Source organism: Shewanella sp. SM23 (assembly GCF_025654295.1).
Classification (GTDB): domain Bacteria; phylum Pseudomonadota; class Gammaproteobacteria; order Enterobacterales; family Shewanellaceae; genus Shewanella; species Shewanella oncorhynchi.
The window spans coordinates 161319-182875 of record NZ_JAKKRM010000008.1; the positions used below are offsets into that span (position 1 = coordinate 161319).

Annotated in this window: 20 protein-coding genes; 12 read left to right on the forward strand and 8 right to left on the reverse strand. The window is 46.6% G+C overall.

Features of this window, described 5'->3' with window-relative positions:
* Nucleotides 1-225: 225 nt before the first annotated feature.
* The 10 genes from ilvC (at nt 226) to L5L98_RS12305 (ending at nt 12453) form a co-directional block, all read left to right on the forward strand.
* Nucleotides 226-1704, forward strand: coding sequence for a ketol-acid reductoisomerase (gene ilvC, locus L5L98_RS12260; protein WP_131524931.1), 1479 nt, complete (start codon nt 226-228; stop codon nt 1702-1704).
* A 691-nt stretch (nt 1705-2395) separates the two neighbouring features.
* On the forward strand, nt 2396-4069 hold the full coding sequence (ilvG, locus tag L5L98_RS12265; protein ID WP_263141162.1) for an acetolactate synthase 2 catalytic subunit: 1674 nt from the start codon (nt 2396-2398) through the stop codon (nt 4067-4069).
* Nucleotides 4066-4323 carry an acetolactate synthase 2 small subunit gene (ilvM, locus tag L5L98_RS12270; protein WP_006083459.1) on the forward strand — a complete coding sequence of 86 codons (258 nt, stop codon included), beginning with the start codon at nt 4066-4068 and terminating at the stop codon, nt 4321-4323. Before ilvG ends, ilvM begins: the two co-directional genes overlap by 4 nt.
* A 57-nt stretch (nt 4324-4380) precedes the next feature.
* Nucleotides 4381-6240, forward strand: coding sequence for a dihydroxy-acid dehydratase (gene ilvD / locus L5L98_RS12275; protein WP_263141166.1), 1860 nt, complete (start codon nt 4381-4383; stop codon nt 6238-6240).
* A 17-nt stretch (nt 6241-6257) separates the two neighbouring features.
* Nucleotides 6258-7859 (forward strand): threonine ammonia-lyase, biosynthetic, encoded by a 1602-nt coding sequence (gene ilvA, locus L5L98_RS12280; protein ID WP_263141229.1) that lies wholly within the window; start codon nt 6258-6260, stop codon nt 7857-7859.
* Between the two features lie 207 nt (nt 7860-8066).
* Nucleotides 8067-9200, forward strand: a complete 1134-nt coding sequence (locus L5L98_RS12285; RefSeq protein WP_198573270.1) for a pyridoxal-phosphate-dependent aminotransferase family protein — start codon at nt 8067-8069, stop codon at nt 9198-9200.
* Nucleotide 9201: 1 nt separating this feature from the next.
* Nucleotides 9202-9462: a hypothetical protein gene (locus L5L98_RS12290; RefSeq protein WP_263141168.1), complete on the forward strand. Its 261-nt coding sequence runs from the start codon at nt 9202-9204 to the stop codon at nt 9460-9462.
* Between the two features lie 456 nt (nt 9463-9918).
* Nucleotides 9919-10539, forward strand: a complete 621-nt coding sequence (locus tag L5L98_RS12295) for an imm11 family protein (RefSeq protein WP_263141169.1) — start codon at nt 9919-9921, stop codon at nt 10537-10539.
* A 47-nt stretch (nt 10540-10586) separates the two neighbouring features.
* Nucleotides 10587-11105, forward strand: a complete 519-nt coding sequence (locus L5L98_RS12300) for a DUF4303 domain-containing protein (RefSeq protein ID WP_263141172.1) — start codon at nt 10587-10589, stop codon at nt 11103-11105.
* Between the two features lie 484 nt (nt 11106-11589).
* Entirely contained in the window at nt 11590-12453 is an 864-nt protein-coding gene (locus L5L98_RS12305; RefSeq protein WP_263141173.1) for a Tim44 domain-containing protein, read from the forward strand.
* Nucleotides 12454-12694: 241 nt separating this feature from the next.
* On the opposite strand, the gene L5L98_RS12310 is transcribed toward L5L98_RS12305, so the two are convergent.
* On the reverse strand, nt 12695-14059 hold the full coding sequence (locus L5L98_RS12310; RefSeq protein WP_263141175.1) for a sodium-dependent transporter: 1365 nt from the start codon (nt 14057-14059) through the stop codon (nt 12695-12697).
* A 340-nt stretch (nt 14060-14399) separates the two neighbouring features.
* On the reverse strand, nt 14400-14900 hold the full coding sequence (locus L5L98_RS12315; RefSeq protein ID WP_198573148.1) for an Lrp/AsnC family transcriptional regulator: 501 nt from the start codon (nt 14898-14900) through the stop codon (nt 14400-14402).
* Nucleotides 14901-15090: 190 nt separating this feature from the next.
* On the opposite strand from L5L98_RS12315, the gene L5L98_RS12320 reads away from it, so the two are divergent.
* The gene (locus tag L5L98_RS12320) at nt 15091-15816 is read left to right on the forward strand and encodes a substrate-binding periplasmic protein (RefSeq protein ID WP_198573143.1); all 726 of its coding nucleotides are present in this window, start codon (nt 15091-15093) and stop codon (nt 15814-15816) included.
* 83 nt (nt 15817-15899) lie between these two features.
* Here the strand turns inward: L5L98_RS12320 and L5L98_RS12325 are convergent, their stop codons facing one another.
* From L5L98_RS12325 to L5L98_RS12335, 3 genes are all read right to left on the reverse strand, one after another.
* Complete coding sequence (locus L5L98_RS12325; RefSeq protein WP_173913158.1) at nt 15900-16709, reverse strand: phosphatase PAP2 family protein; 810 nt, start codon at nt 16707-16709, stop codon at nt 15900-15902.
* A gap of 93 nt (nt 16710-16802) precedes the next feature.
* Nucleotides 16803-18281 (reverse strand): cell envelope integrity protein CreD, encoded by a 1479-nt coding sequence (gene creD, locus L5L98_RS12330; protein ID WP_263141181.1) that lies wholly within the window; start codon nt 18279-18281, stop codon nt 16803-16805.
* A 176-nt stretch (nt 18282-18457) separates the two neighbouring features.
* Nucleotides 18458-18988 carry a hypothetical protein gene (locus L5L98_RS12335; RefSeq protein WP_168825954.1) on the reverse strand — a complete coding sequence of 177 codons (531 nt, stop codon included), beginning with the start codon at nt 18986-18988 and terminating at the stop codon, nt 18458-18460.
* 248 nt (nt 18989-19236) lie between these two features.
* Here L5L98_RS12335 and L5L98_RS12340 point away from each other — a divergent pair, with 248 nt between their 5' ends.
* The gene (locus L5L98_RS12340; protein WP_263141185.1) at nt 19237-20409 is read left to right on the forward strand and encodes a winged helix-turn-helix domain-containing protein; all 1173 of its coding nucleotides are present in this window, start codon (nt 19237-19239) and stop codon (nt 20407-20409) included.
* On the opposite strand, the gene L5L98_RS12345 is transcribed toward L5L98_RS12340, so the two are convergent.
* From L5L98_RS12345 to ubiK, 3 genes are all read right to left on the reverse strand, one after another.
* The gene (locus L5L98_RS12345) at nt 20406-20753 is read right to left on the reverse strand and encodes a hypothetical protein (RefSeq protein WP_263141187.1); all 348 of its coding nucleotides are present in this window, start codon (nt 20751-20753) and stop codon (nt 20406-20408) included. The two genes, L5L98_RS12340 and L5L98_RS12345, sit on opposite strands and share 4 nt — an antisense overlap.
* 36 nt (nt 20754-20789) lie before the next feature.
* On the reverse strand, nt 20790-21155 hold the full coding sequence (locus L5L98_RS12350; RefSeq protein ID WP_173247981.1) for a hypothetical protein: 366 nt from the start codon (nt 21153-21155) through the stop codon (nt 20790-20792).
* A 94-nt stretch (nt 21156-21249) separates the two neighbouring features.
* Nucleotides 21250-21504: a ubiquinone biosynthesis accessory factor UbiK gene (ubiK, locus tag L5L98_RS12355; RefSeq protein WP_006083441.1), complete on the reverse strand. Its 255-nt coding sequence runs from the start codon at nt 21502-21504 to the stop codon at nt 21250-21252.
* Nucleotides 21505-21557 lie beyond the last annotated feature (53 nt).

Here is a 21557-nt window from a genome sequence, read left to right on the forward strand (position 1 = left end):
TCCTGTTTAGCCTGAGCTTGAGTGCTGCATATTGCCGCCGATGTTGCTGCCAGTGTTACTGAGCGTTATTGCGGCTGACGTTGCGCATAATGCAATATGAAGTTCCGAATATATCATTTTAAGCAATGATAAGCATGGGTTATAGTGATTTCAATCACAACCAAGTCGTAACATTATGTTAGTTTGGTTGCGTCCAAAATTTCTGACTTATAGGTGGTATATCAGATGGCTAACTATTTTAACTCTCTGAATTTACGTCAACAATTAGCACAGCTTGGCCAATGTCGTTTCATGGATCGTTCTGAGTTTAGCGACGGCTGTAACTACATCAAAGATTGGAATATTGTTATTTTAGGTTGTGGTGCTCAAGGTCTTAACCAAGGCTTGAACATGCGTGATTCGGGTCTGAATATCTCTTTTGCCCTGCGTCCTGAAGCGATTGAACAGAAACGTGCCTCATGGCAAAAAGCAACCGATAACGGTTTCCGTGTCGGTACCTTTGAAGAATTAATCCCCGCGGCGGATCTGGTCCTTAATCTGACGCCGGACAAACAGCATTCAAACGTGGTTAACGCAGTTATGCCACTGATGAAGCAAGGCTCTACCTTGTCTTACTCACACGGCTTCAACATTGTTGAAGAGGGTATGCAAGTTCGTTCCGATATTACTGTGGTGATGGTTGCGCCTAAGTGCCCAGGTACTGAAGTGCGTGAAGAATACAAACGTGGTTTTGGTGTGCCTACCCTTATCGCGGTTCACCCAGAAAACGATCCAAACGGTGATGGCTTAGAGATTGCTAAAGCCTACGCTAGCGCAACGGGTGGAGACAGAGCCGGTGTTTTACTGTCGTCTTTCATCGCAGAAGTGAAGTCGGATCTGATGGGCGAGCAGACCATTCTGTGTGGTATGTTGCAGACGGGTGCCATCTTAGGTTACGAGAAAATGATCGCCGATGGCGTTGAGCCAGGCTACGCGGCCAAGCTTATCCAGCAAGGTTGGGAAACGGTCACTGAAGCGCTGAAACACGGCGGTATCACTAACATGATGGACCGTTTGTCTAATCCAGCTAAGATTAAAGCATTTGAAATTGCAGAAGATTTAAAAGAAATCCTTCAGCCATTATTTGAAAAGCACATGGATGACATCATCAGCGGCGAATTCTCTCGCACTATGATGGAAGACTGGGCAAACGATGATGCGAACTTACTGCGTTGGAGAGCCGAAACTGGCGAAACAGGTTTCGAAAATGCGCCCGTATCGAGCGAGCATATCGACGAACAAACCTATTTCGACAAAGGTATTTTCCTTGTCGCTATGATCAAAGCGGGTGTGGAACTGGCGTTCGACACTATGGTGTCTGCGGGTATCGTGGAAGAGTCGGCTTATTACGAATCACTGCACGAAACCCCACTTATCGCTAACACGATTGCTCGTAAGCGTTTGTACGAAATGAACGTAGTGATTTCAGACACAGCCGAATACGGTTGCTACCTGTTTAATCACGCCGCCGTACCTATGCTGCGCGACTACGTTAATGCCATGTCATCTGAGTATTTAGGTGCTGGCCTGAAAGACAGCGCAACCGGTGTCGACAACCTAACGCTCATCGCTGTTAACGAAGCGATTCGTGAAACGGCAGTGGAATATGTTGGCGCTGAGCTTCGCGGTTACATGACAGATATGAAGAGCATTGTTGAGGCTTAAGTGATAGTGAGTTAAGCCCAGCATTGGGGGAGAGGGTTGATACTCAAAGGACTTGGGTCTCAGCTCAGTTCCCAAGCAAGCTCAAGATAGTGAAACGCGCATCTTGAGCTTGCTTAGTGATGAATCAGCTTAGTGATAAATCAGTTAGTGAGAAACAAATTTTTTCCTGTTCAGTGGGTTGTCGAGCGGGCAAAAACGACACAGTTAGTGAGTCTATTGTTCAGTAGGTGAATCGCGCCGACTGAGGCTCAACAGTTAACGTTTTACTTTGTTGTTTTGCATTGTCTCGGCAGGGAAGCTGAATTTTTTTTGACAAAAGATATTTTTTATTGTGTTTGGCCGTTGCTTTATGGTAAAGCTAATAGCTCGCGCTAGGGCAAAGTCCAAAGCGATACTAACTTTCATTCAATACCCAAATTTTAGAAACACCGATTAGGAATCCATATTGATGTTTAACCAAGCTGCCAAGCTCATTCTCGTGATTATTACCGTCGTGATTATTAAATCACAGCGGGGGCGGCGCATGGCAAACTGATAGACCTAAAAGGTTAAAAGTTTCGAAAGAACCCCCCGCTCCGAAAGGACCGGGGGGTTCTTCGTTTCAGGGCCTAGAGCAAGGTTCTAAGCTTCGAAAGAGTAAAAAATTAGCGTCGATTTTCGGCAATTCAGGACTAACGTAGCGAGAGATAATATGGAACCAGGGCAGATGATCAGAGGCGCAGACGCGGTAATCAAAGTGTTAGCAGCACATGGAGTCACCACAGTGTTTGGTTACCCAGGTGGTGCCATTATGCCAATATACGATGCCCTCTATGGAAGCCCTGTTGAACATCTCTTAAGCCGTCACGAACAAGGCGCCGCCTTTGCTGCCGTAGGATACGCAAGAGCCAGCGGTAAAACCGGCGTGTGCTTTGCGACTTCAGGCCCAGGCGCGACTAACCTTATCACCTCACTTGCCGATGCGTTGTTAGATTCAGTGCCTATCGTGGCCATTACGGGTCAAGTCTCCACCGCCGTTATCGGCACTGATGCGTTTCAAGAAATCGATGTGCTGGGCATGTCACTGAGCTGCACTAAGCACAGTTTTATGGTGACAAACATCAACGACCTGATCCCAACCTTGTATCAAGCTTTTGAGATCGCCGCATCTGGTCGCCCTGGCCCTGTGTTGGTCGATATCCCGAAGGATATCCAACTCGCTCACCTCGAATACCGTACACCTTTGCTGGCCGTCATGAACGAACCCCAAGCTGAGATGAGTGATATCGACGCCGCCCGTGCACTGTTGACTGAGGCTAAGCAGCCTATGTTGTATGTCGGCGGCGGTGTGGGCATGGCGGGCGCGGTCGATCAACTGCGTGAGTTTATCAAAGTAACGGGTATACCTTCGGTCGCAACCTTGAAAGGGCTGGGCAGTATCGCCCATGGTACACCCGGCTACTTAGGCATGTTAGGCATGCATGGTGGCAAGGCGGCTAACTTAGCGGTACAGGATTGTGATTTGCTGATCGTGGTTGGCGCCCGTTTCGATGACAGAGTCACCGGCCGTTTAGCGAGCTTTGCCGACAAGGCCAAAGTGATCCATTTAGACATAGACGCCGCTGAGCTGGGCAAGTTACGTATGCCAGAGGTGGCAATCGCCGGTGACTTACGCCAAATCCTCCCCGCCTTAGCCATGTCGATGAACATTACGCCTTGGCAGGCTGAAGTGGAGCATTTATGTCGTAAGCATCAATGGGATTATCAACACCCCGGCAGTTTGATCTATGCGCCTGCGCTGCTGCGCCGTTTAGCCAATAAATTACCCGAAGACAGCGTTGTTTGTTGCGATGTGGGCCAGCACCAAATGTGGGTGGCCCAGCATATGTGGTTCCGCCGTCCAGAAGATCACCTGTCCAGTGCGGGCTTAGGCACTATGGGCTTTGGCTTACCCGCCGCGATTGGTGCGCAAGTGGCCCGTCCCGATGCGACTGTGGTGACTGTCTCTGGCGATGGTTCTTTTATGATGAATGTGCAGGAGCTGACTACCATCAAACGCCGTAAGCTGCCGGTGAAGATAGTGCTGATCGACAATCAAAAACTCGGCATGGTGAAGCAGTGGCAGCAGCTATTTTTTGAAGAGCGCTACAGCGAAACGGATTTATCCGATAACCCTGATTTTGTGTTATTGGCCTCTGCTTTTGATATTCCCGGCCGGACGATTTTTTCTTCCGACGAAGTGGAAGAAGCCTTAACCGAAATGTTAGCGGCTAAGGGCCCGTATTTGTTACACGTTGCAATCGATGATGCTTTTAACGTTTGGCCACTGGTGCCCCCCGGCGCATCAAACAGCGATATGATGGACGAAATGGAGAAACAAACATGATCCACTCTCTGGAATTAACGGTTCAACAACGCCCCGAAGTGCTTGAGCGTGTTTTGCGCGTGACTCGCCATCGCGGCTTTACGATTACCCAAATGCAGATGCGTATGAATGACGACGCTAGCCTGTCGCTGGATATGGAGGTCGATAGCGAACGTGCCATCGAACTGTTAAGTAATCAGTTGAATAAACTGATTGATGTGACCCAGTGTAAGGTATTGTTACCTCTGAGCTTGCAACAAACGGCGAATGCTTAAGCATTCGTCATGTGAATTAAGAATACGATTTTCGATTTGAGATAAAGGATACAGTCAATGCCAAAGTTACGTTCAGCTACCAGTACCGAAGGCCGCAATATGGCGGGTGCCCGTGCGCTATGGCGCGCCACAGGGGTGAAAGACAATGATTTTGGTAAGCCAATTATCGCCATTGCCAACTCCTTTACTCAGTTTGTACCGGGTCATGTGCACTTAAAAGACATGGGCTCACTCGTCGCGAGCGCCATCGAAGAAGCGGGCGGTATCGCCAAAGAATTCAATACGATCGCAGTCGATGACGGTATCGCCATGGGCCACGGCGGCATGCTTTACAGTCTGCCATCGCGCGAGCTTATCGCCGACAGTGTGGAATACATGGTTAACGCCCACTGCGCCGATGCTTTAGTGTGTATCTCCAACTGCGACAAGATCACCCCCGGCATGTTGATGGCGGCGCTGCGCCTCAATATTCCCGTCGTATTTGTGTCTGGTGGACCGATGGAAGCGGGTAAAACTAAGCTGTCGGATAAGCTCATCAAGCTCGATTTAGTCGATGCAATGGTGGCGGGCGCCGACTCGAACGTGAGCGATGAAGACAGTGCCAAAATCGAGCGTAGCGCGTGCCCAACCTGCGGTTCTTGTTCGGGTATGTTTACCGCCAACTCAATGAACTGTTTAACCGAAGCACTAGGATTATCGCTGCCGGGTAACGGTTCTATGCTGGCAACCCACGCCGATCGCCGCGAGCTGTTTTTGGAAGCGGGTCGTCGCGTGATGGCGCTGGCAAAACGTTATTATCATCAAGATGATGAATCGGCATTGCCACGCAATATCGCTAACTTTAAAGCCTTCGAAAATGCCATGACCTTAGATATCGCCATGGGCGGCTCATCTAATACCGTTTTGCATTTATTGGCCGCCGCGCAGGAAGCTGATGTTGACTTTACCATGGCGGATATTGACCGCATGTCGCGCCTGGTGCCGCACCTTTGTAAAGTTGCACCATCAACGCCTAAATATCATATGGAAGACGTGCACCGTGCGGGTGGGGTGATGGGGATTTTAGGTGAGCTAGACAGAGCCGGATTACTGCATACCGATGTGTTTCATGTGGCGGCCGATGAAGGTGGCAATTTGAAGTCTGTATTGGCGAAATACGATGTGATGCAGACGCAAGATGAAAAAGTAAAACACTTCTTTATGGCGGGACCTGCGGGGATTCCGACCACTAAAGCCTTTAGCCAAGATTGTCGCTGGCCGTCACTGGATAATGACAGACAAGAAGGCTGTATCCGTAGCCGCGAGTTTGCCTTCAGCCAAGAGGGCGGGCTTGCCGTATTGTCGGGCAACGTGGCCGAAAACGGTTGTATCGTTAAAACGGCGGGCGTGGATGAATCGAATCTGACCTTCATCGGCTCGGCGCGCGTCTATGAAAGCCAAGATGATGCCGTGGCGGGTATTTTAGGTGGCGAAGTGGTGGCGGGTGATGTGGTTGTTATTCGTTATGAAGGCCCGAAAGGCGGCCCGGGTATGCAAGAAATGTTGTATCCGACCAGTTACTTAAAATCACGCGGTTTAGGCAAGGCCTGCGCGCTGATAACCGACGGTCGTTTCTCCGGTGGCACTTCAGGTTTATCTATCGGCCACGTCTCACCCGAAGCTGCCGCTGGCGGTACGATCGCCTTGATTGAAAATGGCGATCGCATCGAAATTGATATACCAAAGCGCAGCATCAAGCTGGCGGTAAGCGATACTGAACTCAATGCTCGCCGTGAAAAAATGCACAGTCTTGGCCCAATGGCGTGGAAACCTATTGGTCGCCAGCGTTATGTATCACTCGCGCTTAAGGCCTACGCCATGCTCGCCACCAGTGCCGACAAGGGCGCGGTGCGCGATCGCAGTAAACTGGAGGACTAATTATGTTTACTGCATCTATGTTGCCACTTGCATCGCAAACTCAGGCGGATTTAGCCCATTTTCAGTTGGCACAAAGCTATCTGCAAAAAATCCTGTTGTCATCCGTGTATGACATAGCGAAAGTGACGCCGCTTTCAAGCATGAACAAGTTATCGGCGCGTTTAGGTTGTCAGGTATTTTTGAAGCGCGAAGATATGCAGCCAGTGCATTCCTTCAAGTTACGCGGTGCCTATAACCGTATCGCCCAGCTGACGAAAGAAGAATGCCAGCGCGGCGTGGTGTGCGCTTCGGCAGGCAATCATGCTCAGGGTGTGGCTATGTCAGCGGCGAGTCGCGGTGTGGATGCTGTGATTGTGATGCCTGAGACGACGCCCGATATTAAAGTCGATGCGGTGCGCCGTTTAGGTGGCAACGTGGTATTGCACGGCCAAGCCTTCGATCAAGCCAATGGCTTTGCGATGGCGATGGCCAAAGAAGAGGGCCGAGTCTATATCGCGCCCTTCGACGATGAAGCCGTGATCGCAGGCCAAGGCACTATCGCCCAAGAGATGTTGCAGCAGCAGCGCGATCTCGAAGTGGTATTTGTGCCCGTAGGCGGTGGCGGGCTCATCGCGGGGATCGCTGCCTATTACAAGGCGGTGATGCCGCAGGTGAAAATTGTCGGTGTCGAGCCAGAAGACGCGGCCTGTTTAAAGGCAGCGATGGAAGCGGGCGAGCCCGTGACGCTGGCGCAAGTCGGTTTATTTGCCGATGGCGTGGCGGTTAAACGTATCGGCACTGAGCCGTTTCGAGTCGCTAAACTCTATGTCGATGAAGTAGTGACTGTCACTTCGGATGAAATCTGCGCTGCGGTGAAAGATATCTTCGAAGACACCCGTGCGATCGCCGAACCCGCAGGGGCCTTGTCCTTAGCTGGGCTTAAAAAATATGTCAGCGCTAATGCCAGTGGTGATTGCGGCAATGGTGAAAAGGTCGCGGCGATTTTAAGTGGCGCGAATGTGAATTTTCACAGTCTGCGTTATGTGTCGGAGCGCTGCGAACTCGGCGAGCAAAAAGAAGCGGTACTGGCGGTGAAAGTCCCTGAGCGTCCGGGAAGTTTCTTAACATTCTGTGAGTTGCTCGATAAGCGGGTGATGACAGAGTTTAACTATCGTTTCAGTAGTCGTGATCTTGCCGTGGTGTTTGCCGGCATTCGTTTAAGCCGAGGCCAAGGTGAGCTAGAACAAATCATTGCCACCTTAGAGGCCAATGGTTTTGAAGTGCAGGATTTATCCGGTGATGAAACCGCGAAATTGCATGTGCGTTATATGGTCGGTGGTCATCCACCTGAGCCTTTAGAGGAGCGTTTATTTAGCTTTGAGTTTCCTGAACATCCCGGTGCGCTGCTGAAGTTTTTAACTACCTTGCAGAGCAAATGGAACATCAGTCTGTTCCATTATCGTAACCACGGCGCGGCCTTTGGCCGAGTGCTGGCGGGGTTTGAAGTACCCGCGAGTGATGCCTTGCCGTTCCAACAGTTTTTAACTGAGCTGGGTTTTGTCTATCAAGAGGAAACTCAAAGTCCTGCCTATCAGCTGTTTTTAAATGCGGGTAACGGCAACAAGGCGTTACAACCTTAGCGCACCATACGCGTGATAGTTATGTTAGTCATAACTAAGGCTAAAGGAGGAGCGCACAGGCGCTCCTTTTTGTGGTAGTTTTGTAGACTTAATACTCTAGCCGCCGATTAGCGCGCCACAGTTAAGTCGCTGACTTAATCCGCTGACGATTGGCTAACGAATAATAACTAGACTTCGACCTACACCTACACGCATTAAGGAGACATGATGTTACCAGCACCGCGTTTTACCGCTTTTAATCCTCCTCGCCGTATTTTAATGGGCCCTGGCCCGTCGGATGTTTATCCCGAAGTGCTTGCGGCGCAGTCCAGACCGACGGTCGGTCATTTAGATCCGCTGTTTGTGGGCATGATGGATGAGCTTAAGAGCCTGATCCAATACGCCTTCCAAACTAAAAACGAAATGACCATGGCGGTATCAGCGCCGGGCAGTGCGGGCATGGAAACCTGTTTCGTTAACTTAGTCGAGCCGGGTGAGAAGGTGATTGTCTGCCGTAACGGTGTGTTTGGTGAGCGTATGCGCCAAAACGTCGAGCGTATGGGCGCCATTGCCGTGCTGGTGGACAATGAGTGGGGCACACCTGTTGACCCTGCTGCGGTTGAAGCGGCGCTGAAAGCCAATCCCGATGCCAAATTTTTAGCCTTTGTGCACGCCGAAACTTCTACTGGCGCGCTGTCCGATGCCAAAACTCTGTGCGCATTAGCCAAAACCTATGGTTGCTTGAGCATAGTTGATGCGGTGACTTCCCTTGGCGGTGTCGAGTTAAGGGTCGATGAATGGGGCATAGATGCTATTTATTCCGGCAGTCAAAAGTGCCTTTCCTGTGTACCGGGTTTATCACCTGTGTCTTTCTCACCTGCTGCCGTCGAAAAACTCAAGAATCGCAAGACCCCAGTGCAAAGTTGGTTCCTCGATCAAAGCTTAGTGATGGCCTATTGGACCAGCGCGGGTGGCAAACGTAGTTACCATCACACTGCGCCAGTGAATGCGCTTTATGCACTGCATGAATCCCTGCGTATTTTAGCGGCCGAAGGCTTAGAGAATGCATGGCAACGCCACCACGAAATGCATTTAGTGCTGCGTGCTGGGCTTGAAAAGTTAGGGCTTAATTTTGTGGTTGCCGAAGATTATCGCCTACCGCAGCTGAATACGGTTTATATCCCAGCAGGTGTGGATGATGCCGCAGTGCGCACTCGTTTACTGAAGGATTACAACCTCGAAATCGGCGCAGGCCTTGGCGCCCTTGCGGGTAAAGCATGGCGTATCGGTCTAATGGGCTTTGGTGCCCGCCGTGAGAATGTTTCTTTATGCCTCAAGGCATTAGAAGAAGTGTTGAACTAATATGCCAAGATTACGCCTTGCCCTTTGCGGCCTAATGATCGCTCTGCTCAGTGCCTGTTCGGTGAACAATACCAGTAATGCGTCTTGCGATTTTGTGCGCGGAACCAACAGTAATCAAAGTATGCGTGAGGCGAGCGGCCACGATACGGGCAGCGCCGATGAGCGACAAAAAGATGTCGGTATCGGCTTCTTGAGTGTCATCTTTGGCGGCATCAGCCGGGCTCTTTCTTCCGGTGACTCATCGGATGGAAAATGCGTGTAACGCTGTGAGTGTTAGTTGTCTTTAATATATTGAAAATCCCCGCAATGCGGGGGTTTTTGTGTATGCATACTGTTTTTGCTTAAGCACTGTCATTCCAGTGACACGCCATGAACTCATCCCTGAGGGCTCGACGGCGGCATCTGCTAGATTTATAACAAGACTAGAATGTCGCGAACACATGGATGTTAATGAGCGACCATGCCGCCAACGGTCACTTCCACGACAGTGCTTAATCCAGTTAAACCCTTGGTATACCTGATAGTCTGTTATTTATAATTATGCATTCCGATAATTTAATACCGAGAATTTAACAATGGGTGGCTCGTTAAGCTTTTTTGACTTGCGAAGGAATATTATGGCTGGCAACAGAGTAAAACGATGTTTAAAATAAATTCAAGTTTGCGCTAATGCTTTCTTAGGGACATTAAACTTTTAACCTATTACAGGGTAGTTATTTTGAGCACAAATCTACAGCCATTTTTTATTGTCCAATCAGATCCTGATGGTAAGGGAATACCGTATTTTATGGATAAACATTGGACTCCTGAGCTACCTGACTATGAGTTTTATGACTCACCACCATGTGAGGGTGATTTTTTAAATGCTTATTCTCTTAAAGCAAAAACATATCAACTGAATGGTGATTATTTGGTTGATGAAAATTTAGTTTCTAATGAAATGTTATACTTGTGTGAAAAATTAAATGTTAAGTGTATTCGTATTCCTGTCGATATTAACCTGCATCGAGGAGTTCGGCCGCAGAAAAAGTACTTTTTATTTTTTCCAATAAGTTATTTGTCTATCTTAGATAAGGATGAGTCCACTTATACTATCTCGATTGACTTAGATTCTGGAAAATTGAACACGCAAGAGGAACGTGGGTTAAAGAAGACATATTATGAGTCTATAGATAAATTTAAAATAAAGAATAATATTCGTGAACATTTATTCTTTTGTAACGAGATAGCGGCTTCTGTATGTTCTATTCAGTTTAAAAACGAGTACGAGGCTCTTGGTTTAACGGGTGTGAGTTTTAAGGAAATAAATGATAATTATCAGTATTCTGCATGGAACTGAGTGTATCATAAAATGAAAATATTGAAGCTAAGTACAAGGAGTGAATAATGGACTGGATTGAGTTAGAAGAAAAATGCTTTGAAATTACATACGATACAATCAAGATGTTATTGTTAGAAAATAAAGATGAGGCATTCTATGCGGTATCTCTTTACACTGACAGTAGTGCCATGTCAGCATCATTAAGTGCTAGCTCTGAGGGTAAGCTTAAAAGCATTCTCGTTGCTGAAGAAGATCAGAGCATAGAGTGTGAAAATTACTATAGATGGGCAGTATCTGAGTGGTTTTATGATGGATATAATGCGGGAGCCTTCTCCAAAATAAGTAAGATGCTTCGAGAGGACTCATCTCGAGAAATAAACTTTGCAAAGTTTAAAAATGAACTCATTCAGACATTATCAAATGTACTAATCAGAATAAAAAGAGAACTGCCTATTGAGCTAAATTCGACAGTGTGTTTTGTTTCAATTACTGACGACGATGAGTCTGAGGAAACAGAAAACTCTTCTGCAAAATTAATAAACGATGCACCACTTTCAATGGCATTTATTTTAAGGTTTGACTAATTAATCGTACAGATTTATCTATAAAAATAGAAACATAATCATCTTTTTTAAAAAGATGAAAAAATAGGACAAACGCATATTTTCTTCATGGCGATTATTCTAAATCTTGATTCAAAAGATATGACTGCTGAGATGGTTACCCCTATCTGGGGATTGGACTTCGGTTTGGGTCGTTCTGGCTATCAGAATATACGGTAGTTTATGGGATTAAGCACTGGCATGTAAGTGACCGTTGGCGGCATGGTCGCTCATTCACATCCATGTGATCGCGACATTCGTATGTCCATATACAGCAGATGCAGCCGTCGAGCCCGCATGGATGACTTATTTTTAAACCAAAGTTGGCGCGTCACTGGAATGACAGTGCTAATCGCAACTCACTAAATATGCACAGGACAATCAGCCTTCGCTTTTTGCTAATTGACATATAATGTCATCCCGCTATTATGGCAGCACCTCAGATTACACGAACAAGATCCTATAAATGAAAAAGTTATTTATTATGCTGGCGATGATTTTTGCGGTTAGCTTAGTTACTAGCCCAGTCGTTGAAGCAAAAAAATTCGGCGGTAGTAAATCTATCGGCAAAAGCCATCAAACGGCTCCGGCTCAACCAGCGGCGACCAACACACCGACTACGGCGCCAGCGGGAGCACCGGGCAAAAAAGGTATGATGGGCGGCATGTTAGGCGGTTTATTAGCAGGTGGCTTATTGGCTGCGCTGTTTATGGGCGGTGGTTTTGAAAATATTCAAATCATGGATATTTTGATTATCGGTTTGCTGGCATTCGTGCTATTCAAAATCGTTCGTACTGTGATGGCCTCAAAAGCGGGGGCGCAGCCAAGACCGGCCTATGCAGGGGCGAGTCAGCCAAGTACTAATCTACAGCGCCAACAGACTGAACAAACAGGTTTTGCCACCAATGCAAACAGCGGCAGCAATGGCTTTGGCCAAGCGATAAGCGATGTGCCCTTTAATTTACCCGCGGGTTTTGATTTACCAAGCTTTTTGGAAGGCGCTCGTAGTCACTACAAAACCCTGCAATTGGCGTGGAATGAAAACGATTTAAGCAAAATCCAAGAGTATGTTTCTATTGATCTTTACAATGAACTCAGCAACCAACGTCGCGAGTTAGTGGGCGATCAGCACACAGAAGTGATGTTTTTGGATGCAGAACTTGTCCGCGCCACACACAATGCAAATCTTGCGGAAGTGAGTGTTAAATTTAGCGGCCGCTATCGCGATACCGTTGAAGGTGTAGAAGAGGACATTAAGGAAGTATGGCATTTGGAGCGTAACGTAGCGCAAGCCAACTCACCTTGGTTAATCGTGGGTATCGAACAGTAATCAGCTCAGTGTTTAAAGCAGCCTTAATCTCTTAAGGCTGCTGTTTACATCCCCTTTCGTTTCAATCCAGCCTTCCCTAACAGTTCAACGTCATCGATAGATTGAAAAAATCCGGCTGTCATCGCATTCACTATTGGCGGCAGCAAGACTTTGCTGATTATTTGAAAATAGTTAATTAGTGCATCAATTGCTAAATAAAAAATCCCCGCCATTAGCGTGGATTTTTTATTTTTTCAAATGGTTACACAAATTGTCTGATTGCTATGGCGATAATCAGCACTGGGCAAACATACTTTACATATCTTGGCCAAATGCGCCAGAAAAGCCCTGTGCTATCGACACCTTCTTGCCCACGAATTGCCTTGAGCAGTTGGGTTTGGCGCCAAATCCAACCTAAGTAAACCGCAATACCGAGGGCGACCAGCGGCTGGGCGATTTGGGTGGTCAGCATTATAGTGAAACTAAATAGCGTCTCAAAAAATACCGCCAGTAATAAGGATAATGAGGTCAACAATAGGCCGATGATCAAGGTGGCGCGTTGACGGCTGAGTCCGAACTTTTGCATCACATAACTCGTCGGCACTTCGGCGATGGATATGGCCGAGGTTAAACCCGCGATGATCAGCAGAATAAAAAAAATCACGCTGATGATGAGGTTGGCCGTATCGCCTAAGGTCGAAAATAACGCGGGTAAGACAGTAAACACCAATGCATCCGAATCGAGTAATTTACCCTCAGCATTAAAAATCTCCACGCCATTGTGCTGGGCCACATACATGGCTGGGATAATCAAGAAGGCGGCGAGAAAGGCGATGCCGCTGTCGGTAAAGGCAACCCAGACGGTCAGTTTGGCGATATTCTCTTTTTGGCTCAGATAACTGCCGTACACCATCATGGCACCTGTGCCTATGGTAAGGGAGAAGAAGGTTTGTCCGAGCGCACTGATCAAGGTATCTGGCGCCAGTGCCTTGGTAAAGTTAGGTGTGAGTAGCGCGCTTATCCCTTCGCTCGCGCCATTAAGGGTGAAGATATACGCCACGCCCGCGATCAGCATGATCAGTAATAACGGCATTAAGCGTTTCGACCATTTTTCTATGCCTTCTTGCACGCCTTGCAGTAATACCAGAAAAACCAGCGTGCTGAAGATCAGTGTAAACACCAGATTACGTGACAGCGAAAAATCTACTAGCCAAGCGGCGGTATCATTCGAGCCAAAGGCAGTGGCGATAGGCGCGATGGCAAAGCTGACAAACCAGCCGGAGAGAATGCTGTAGAAGGTATAAATCAATCCCGCTGTCACTATGGAGAGCAAACCTATGGTCTTGCCTAAACCGCGGGTGAGTGAGTTGAAGCCGAGTTTACCCATGGCATCGGCGGGGTTGGTTTGTCCGTGGCGACCTATCATAAGCTCGGCCATCAGCATGGGAATGCCTAGGATGAAAATCAGCACTAGGTACACCAGTAGAAAGGCGCCGCCACCATGGGTGGCCGCTTGGGTGGGGAATCCCCAAATATTGCCGACGCCAACGGCGCTACCGGCTGCCGCCATGATAAAACCTAAGCGTGAGCTGAAGTGGTTAGTTGAACTTGTATTGGCCGATTGCATTGTGCCTCCCGTAAAAAGAAGGCGTATCTTAGGCGGATAAATTAGGATTTCAACGCAATTTTAGTGCGTTAATTTGGTGTTAATCGGCAATAATTTATCGATTTTTGGCTATAAGTTAATGTTGTGTGCTGCCTATCTGTTTTGTGCGAGATTTTATTGCTATCAGGTGCGACTGATGGTTGAGATTTGGCGAATCATTGCGATGATAAAAATTCATTGAATTGTGATCTTATGGTCAAAAAATACCGTATGGCAGATGTCTAACCGCTATTTTGTGCTATGACTGTTACTTGTGCCGCTGTCTTGTTTGCGGTGTTTGCAGTGACTGTTGGGTGTTGGCTTATGCTTGAATGTTGACGTGCCCTAAGGGAATGGCCGTGTGGTCCTTAACCTTTTTGAGGACAAAGCTGGAATGCACCCCTGCGATATGCACGTTGGTCGTGAGTTTATCTAACAGGAAAGTGCGAAAGTGCGCCATATCTTGTACTAGCACTTTAAGTTGGTAGTCGGCTTCTGAGCCCGTGATCAGCGCGCATTCTTGGACTTCTTCGTAGGCGAGTGCATTGGTTTCAAATTGATTGAGAATCGCCGGCGTATGTTTCTCCATTCGAACATGGATATATGCGGTCAAATGCAGGTTGAACTTATCCGCCGACAGACGCGTTGCATAATCGGCAATATAGCCCGCTTCTTCTAAGGCTTTAACACGGCGCGAGCAAGGAGATGGCGATAGTCCGACTTTATTGGCCAGTTCGAGATTCGATAATCTGCCGTGAGTTTGCAGTAAGCGCAGAATCGTTAAATCGAGTTGATCGAGTTTGTAGTGGTGAGTGTCTGTCATCGAAAGCTTAGGGTTAACTGAGTCAGCCTCTAGTTTGCCAGTCTTAGCCGACTTTGCCAAAAATCTTGATCAAATGAGATATTTTAAAGGTTGTGACAGTGATAACGGATAGAGATTTTGGGAGTCGCGCTGTTTGGAACTCCCGTTATTTACCGCTAATGTTATGATACTAATAAGAGTGAGACACTGTATGCGCTTGAGTTTGTTGCTAATCTGCTTATTCATATTACCGACTTATGCATTTTCTGCATCGTTAACCATTGGTAGCGCTCTAAATCGACCGCCTTATATTATCGAAGATGCTGAATCAGGGCTTGAGATCGATATTATTAAGGCCGCGTTTAAGGAAATGGGGCAGCCAGTCAACTTCAAATTCTACTCTCGTAAACGCCAAGTTTTATATTTCAATAAAGATCGATTAGATGCTGTAATGACGATGAACCCTGCAAATGGCGTCGATGGTTATTGGTCTAATGATTATGTTGAATATACCAATGTGGCGATCAGCTTGGCCGAACAACGCCTTGAAATAACACGTATTGCGGATCTTAAAAAGTACAGTGTCGCCGCTTTTGAAAATGCTCGCTTCTTACTTGGCCCTGAGTTTAATGCCGTAGCGCAACAGACTATTTATCGTGAAGTCGATAGCCAATTAAGCCAGAACCGTATGTTGTACTTAGGTCGCATTAATACTGTGATTGCCGATCGTTATATATTCGCTCAACTGAATAAGTTCGTTGAGGATGATGTTGATACCCAGCAAGCATTAAGCTACCACTTTATTTTCCCCCCAACATCCTATCGAATGGTGTTCCACAACTCAGTGGCGCGGGATACTTTCAATCAAGGGCTCGCTAGAATTAAGGCCAATGGAATTTATCAGGCTCTAGTAGCAAAATACTTAGGCAGTGCTTAGCAATGCCTAAGTATTTAACTTCATAGTGTTTGAAGCTGTCGTATGTGAGTCGACAGCCAAATCCAGACGCTGAATTAACAGCGTTAGCGTTCAGATCCTTTAGCAAACGCATGCGAGAGTGGACGCAACTTACTGACAAAAAACACGCTACATCCGCTGATGATGGCGGCTAAAAAGGTTGAAAACAGTACATCCTGCGGCCAATGCATGCCAAGCAGCATACGGCTTAATCCCATCAAAAATCCCCAGCTCCATAACGCCATGACTAAGCTAGGTAATCCAGCGAGTAGCAAATAGTAGCTGGCGGTAAGCACTAGCGTCACTGCAAAAATGGTATGTCCCGAAGGAAAAGAATAGCCGATTTCATCTTCCCAATGCTGATGGATCCGTGAGTCGAGTTTCAAGGCGGGTTCTGCAGCGATCAAGCCATCGAGTGCATTGGCAATTGTCTTTGAACGTGACTGTTTATCCAATTGATAAAAGGCATCGAGTGAAAGCGGTTCATGCTTAGGCAGTGCTTGTTCTGCTAGAAAAACGAGATTAGGTCTGGGTTCTTTAAAATAGGATTTGAGGGTGTGGCTTAAGCCTAAACTGATAACTTGGCTGAGGCTGATGGCAAAGAATAAACTTATAAAGAGTGGTTTAGGCATATGACGATAGGCGATCGCCAATACAAACAAGACTGTTGCGACGCCATAGGGTGCAGTGCCAGTCATGGTAATCCAATATAAGGTTTTGGCTAAGGTAGAGTGCAGATCGATCAGTGGAAACAGCTGATTCTGTGTCAGTAATAGTAAGCCCGGAATGGTTGCCAACAGTATCCAAGCTAAACCTAAACGGCGTAAAAGATAGACGCTATGGGTCAAAATATAAGCCTCTTCATAAAACGCCATAGGCTACAACGCGGCAATGGTTTTGCCAATAAAAAAATCCCGACAGCAAAAGATGGCGCTGTCGGGGGTCTTCAAGGGTGGATCAGTAGGGCGCTATTGCGCCGTGTTCTTAGGGTGATGCCTAGTCACGAACATCAAAATCAACAGTACGACTAACAGTAAACCTGAACCCATCAATAGGGCGTAATCTTCCAGTTGCAGTATCGAGTACAGCACTGCATATAAACTCACCAGCATAATGCCCACTAATGCACCGCGCTTAATACTTGCTGTGGCACTCCCTACATAAGCCGATACCGACAGCACGGGAATACAGGCGGCAATTAAATAGGCATGCAAGAAGGCTAGATGCTCAGATAGCGAGAGTAGTAGCAAATAGAACAAGGCCATGGCGCTGCCGACTAACACATATTGAATCGTGCTTAGGCTGGTTTTTTGTCCGATCTCGAAGATAAACAACATGATAAAAGTCAGCACGATAAACAGTAGGCCGTATTTTACCGAGCGATCAATCTTGCCGTAGTGAGTCACTGGTTCGAATAAAATCGCATTAGCCGACACTTCAGTCAGAGTCGATTGATTACTCTTAATAAACTCTTGTGGATAGTTACGGGTTAAGTGGCTGATATTCCAACTTGCAGTAAAGCCTTGCGCGTTGATGTCCCGTTCTGCGGGTAATAATCCCTTAAAGCTTGGATGCGGCCAGTCGGCGCGAATATTGATTAGCGTTTGCTCACCTAGTGGCAATGCGCTGATAGACTGAGAGCCGCGTAGTGTCATGGCAAAATCCACACTAAAATCACTTGCTTCGCTGACTTGGATCTTTTGATTAAAGCCTTTTTCTAAACCGCCAGTGGTTAACCCCGTGCCCGACATCAGTGAGCCAGAGAGTAAGGTTGACTCACCGGTGATTTCAATTTTTTCTACTTTATCAATTGCTTGATTCGATGATACCCCAAAGACTAATCGGGCATTTTTGTTATCGAAGGCGATAAGGTTAGGAATATCATAACGGTTAAGGCTGAAGTCGGCCTGACCTTGTAGAGCTGCGTTATACACCAGCGATTGATAAATGCCACGGGTGCGAAAATCATGTTTTAGGTCTAAGTCGAGGGTGAGCTTTTTCGGTAGGATCACTAGCTCATCTTGATAGGTACGCTTCACTTCATGGCGAGTTTTACCGTCGTTACTGACTTCTTCTTGCAACACAAAATAGCTGTAAGGGATCACCAGCGCAGGACCTGAGAGGGTTTGCTGCTCACCCCATGAACGGCCGATTTCATCGACAACGCTGTGGTAAAGGGTTTGGCGATCAGAAGTCATATCCATAATGATCCCCAGCGGGATCAACGCGAGGATTGACAGTATGCCAATGGTTAAGGCTTTTAATAAGGTGGTGTTTTTTAATGCCGTTCCCTTTGCGGTGGCTACTGCCCACGGTTCTTGTGCTGACATATCGATTCCTTGACTTCGATTAAATTTTTTGAGGAGTGCGCGCACCACTAAATAGGCTGCGCTACCAAATAAGGCCAAACTAAGTAGGGTGAGTACCCAGAAAATAATGCTGAACATTGAATTTCATTCCCTATGAAATACGACCGAGACTTATCCGCTAAGATTGTGCAGAGTTAACTCGGTATCACGGCGGGTATTAAAACAGATTTTTTTACAAAAGTTGCGGGCAAGTTGCTGATCAATAGTGGCAAAATTATGGCGATTGCCGCTAAATCCATACTCATTATTCAAGTTTATGAATCTGATAGTGGGATGTCTTTGCCAAATTTTGGGTGTTTTTTCTCGTAGTCATTTTCTTTTTTAATATGCTTTAGCAGTGCTTCGAAGCTTTGTTTAAAGACGTCAAGTTCTGCGGAATAGACTACGGCATGGTGGGAAAACCAGTGGTGTTTTTCTCGATCACGGTTACTGTAATCAGGCCAAATACGTAGCTCATACTCATCACCCATGACGACAATGACATAGGCAATGGCGCCATTGCTAAAGATGATACATTGGGGCAGGTACACCAGCTCTTCGCCTTTAAATAACTCATACTCTATCGCTTCGGTGCGCCAACTCACTATCGGTAGTGGCGCCTCGATAGAGCAACCAATCGACTGATGCTGATTAAACAGTACGGCGTTAATGTCATCCATTGAAAAGGGCTGGTGATCGCCATTTTTAGCAGCAAGTGAATACAAGATATTCATCAAAAATGGCAGCTTAGTGCCATTACCCGTTTTGCGGCCGCAGAGTTGTGCTTGGCGATAGTAGATATTCATCATCAATCCTTAATGAAGAGCCTATGCCAGATAGGCTCTATTTCGAGTCGTGAAACTAACGGGCAGGTAAACCGATAGCCGTTAAGGTATAAATGGCTTATGTTATCCGAAGATACTGCCTAGTGAGTAGACTTGTGCGTACATTTCACAAACCTACTCGTTGAATAGTGTGCTAAATACTTTTATTTTCAGTTTGTTATGTTTTTTCTCTGGTTTGGTATTTGCTTGTCGTTGAATTTGGAGAATTGATGTCTAATCCCTTTTCACCCCGCGAGTGGCTGCAATTAAATATGCAGCAGCAAGGATTATTGCAACCATATACCTCAGTCGCCGAGGCCATTTCACGTCTCAGTTATGTACAAATTGACTCTATCAACGTGGTTGAGCGAGCGCATCATCATGTGCTGCATAGTCGTATGCCAGAATATCAGCCAAAGATGCTCGATATGGCTTTAGCCAAAGGAGAGATTTTCGAATATTGGTCCCATGCGGCAGCTTATTTACCTATTGCCGATTACCGTTTTAGTTTGCAGCGTAAACAGCAGCTGCAAAATGGCGGTAAGCATTGGTTTGACCCCGACGATAAAATAATGCAGGAAGTGCGGGCGCGAATCCTTGCAGAAGGGCCACTCAAGGCCAGTGATTTTGAACATAGTGAAGCTAAAAACGGTGCCTGGTGGGATTGGAAACCCGCGAAAAAAGCCCTAGAGCAGCTTTTTATGCGTGGTGAGCTGATGGTGGTGCGGCGGGAAAAATTCCAGAAGGTTTACGATCTCACTGCGCGGGTACTATCAAAAGATGTTGATGCTCAAGCACCGACAGATAGCGAGTTTACGAGCTATTTGATTGATCGTTATCTCGATGCCCACGCCTTCGGTACTGCGGCGCAAATGGCTTATTTACGCAAAGGTATGAAATCAGCAGTAGCCCAAGAATTGGCAGAGTTGTTAGCTCACGGGTTATTAGCGTGTTTTAAGGCTGCGGGCCAAAGCTACTTTTATCGCCCTTCATTACAGCTAAATGCACTATTACCTAATAAAGTGTGGCTGCTTAATCCCTTCGATAATTTATTGATCCAACGGCAAAGATTAAAGCAATGGTTTGATTTTGATTATCAAATTGAAGTCTATGTCCCAGCCGAAAAGCGTCAGTATGGTTATTATTCTTTAGCAATTCTGTGGCGCGACACTTTTGTTGGCCGCGTGGATGTTAAAGCCGATCGCCAAGCTAACCTATTGCTATTACAGCAATTGATTTTAGAAGAGGGCGTGATGGTGAATGGCTTAGATGAGGATTTCTGTGCGGCCTTTGATATCGCAGTCAGTGAATATGCTCGTTTCAATGGTTGTGACCGCTGGAAGTTAGTTAAGGCTAACCATAAAGGCCTTAAGCAAAAGTATGCTCGCCAACAAAAGCTTTAATTATTTGTCTCTTTAGTTGGAGCATCCATAAAGCGAAAGCAGCCATACAGTAAGATTAGATACAGCAGTGGCAACGCAGCAATGACTAAAGATGAAGAAGTCGCAGTGCTATCGCTCGTAATGCGATAACAGGGAATATACACGGCGGGATAAACTAGGCTTCCCCATAGAAAACACTGATTCATCAATCGATAGATAAAAGCGGGTTTAATGCTTGATTGACTGGCCAGTCCCATCAAACTGGCGAGAAGCACACCGGGATAAGTGAGTAGCGGCAGGCCACCAAGCAACAATAATCCCCAAAGAAGATAGTCCTGATAGTGTGTGCTGATTGTGACATCCATTGTAGCTTCATTCCTTGATTGTTCGACGCTAAAGCATTAAGTCTGTTTATGCTCTGGTTGCAGCGGTGGCTTTACTGCCAGCCCTTGCTGCATCTTAAGCCAAAAGCTTTGCTGACATAGATTGCTAAAGGATTTTTGCTGCGGCGAAATCGCAATATGAGCTGTTACAACCCGATAGCTGAGCCAATAATCTTCACAAACCATGTCTGACTCATAAGCTTGTTTATCTTGCTCGCTTAGCTTGCTAATCACAACCCCATTATCGAAGTGATAAAGCGTTATGGACTCACAAATCTCCACATTATCATCGTGATAGGTTTGCTGCTCGTTTGATTGGCTTACCACGTAGACAGGGCTTGGATAGCCTTCAATAGCAAGGATATAGCTGGCGAGTTGTTGCATTATTTCCCCAAGTGACTCAATGCTTGAAGTGTTAAAAACAAAAAAGCACAGCTGCGCTATCGCTAACTGTGCTCTTTCAAACATGCATGATAAGTTAGCCCGCCGCGTTGAGCTTTTTTTCTAACTCATTGACTTGAGCTTGTAGGGCTTCTAATTTTTCGCGGGTTTTCAGTAGTACATGTTGCTGCACATCAAATTCTTCACGGGAAACCATATCCAACTTGAGCAATTGATTTTGCAGTACTTGCTTACTGCGCTCTTCAAATTCACCGGCAAATTGCTTTAGACCGCTGGGCAAACTTTCGCTCAATTGTTTCGCCATTTCTTCGATTTTCTTTGGATTGATCATAATCTTGTCCGCCTCTTTACTGAATAGCTCGATTGTAACTCAGTACGTTAGCT

Coding starts and splice junctions, on each gene's coding strand:
- L5L98_RS12290 (WP_263141168.1), top strand. CDS start 9,202: ATGCCAAGATTACGCCTTGCCCTTTGCGGCCTAATGATCGCTCTGCTC.
- ilvC (WP_131524931.1), top strand. CDS start 226: ATGGCTAACTATTTTAACTCTCTGAATTTACGTCAACAATTAGCACAG.
- L5L98_RS12325 (WP_173913158.1), bottom strand. CDS start 16,709: ATGGCGTTTTATGAAGAGGCTTATATTTTGACCCATAGCGTCTATCTT.
- L5L98_RS12310 (WP_263141175.1), bottom strand. CDS start 14,059: ATGCAATCGGCCAATACAAGTTCAACTAACCACTTCAGCTCACGCTTA.
- L5L98_RS12320 (WP_198573143.1), top strand. CDS start 15,091: ATGCGCTTGAGTTTGTTGCTAATCTGCTTATTCATATTACCGACTTAT.
- creD (WP_263141181.1), bottom strand. CDS start 18,281: ATGTTCAGCATTATTTTCTGGGTACTCACCCTACTTAGTTTGGCCTTA.
- L5L98_RS12335 (WP_168825954.1), bottom strand. CDS start 18,988: ATGAATATCTACTATCGCCAAGCACAACTCTGCGGCCGCAAAACGGGT.
- ilvG (WP_263141162.1), top strand. CDS start 2,396: ATGGAACCAGGGCAGATGATCAGAGGCGCAGACGCGGTAATCAAAGTG.
- L5L98_RS12315 (WP_198573148.1), bottom strand. CDS start 14,900: ATGACAGACACTCACCACTACAAACTCGATCAACTCGATTTAACGATT.
- ilvA (WP_263141229.1), top strand. CDS start 6,258: ATGTTGCCACTTGCATCGCAAACTCAGGCGGATTTAGCCCATTTTCAG.
- L5L98_RS12350 (WP_173247981.1), bottom strand. CDS start 21,155: ATGCAACAACTCGCCAGCTATATCCTTGCTATTGAAGGCTATCCAAGC.
- L5L98_RS12300 (WP_263141172.1), top strand. CDS start 10,587: ATGGACTGGATTGAGTTAGAAGAAAAATGCTTTGAAATTACATACGAT.
- L5L98_RS12340 (WP_263141185.1), top strand. CDS start 19,237: ATGTCTAATCCCTTTTCACCCCGCGAGTGGCTGCAATTAAATATGCAG.
- ubiK (WP_006083441.1), bottom strand. CDS start 21,504: ATGATCAATCCAAAGAAAATCGAAGAAATGGCGAAACAATTGAGCGAA.
- ilvM (WP_006083459.1), top strand. CDS start 4,066: ATGATCCACTCTCTGGAATTAACGGTTCAACAACGCCCCGAAGTGCTT.
- L5L98_RS12285 (WP_198573270.1), top strand. CDS start 8,067: ATGTTACCAGCACCGCGTTTTACCGCTTTTAATCCTCCTCGCCGTATT.
- ilvD (WP_263141166.1), top strand. CDS start 4,381: ATGCCAAAGTTACGTTCAGCTACCAGTACCGAAGGCCGCAATATGGCG.
- L5L98_RS12345 (WP_263141187.1), bottom strand. CDS start 20,753: ATGGATGTCACAATCAGCACACACTATCAGGACTATCTTCTTTGGGGA.
- L5L98_RS12305 (WP_263141173.1), top strand. CDS start 11,590: ATGAAAAAGTTATTTATTATGCTGGCGATGATTTTTGCGGTTAGCTTA.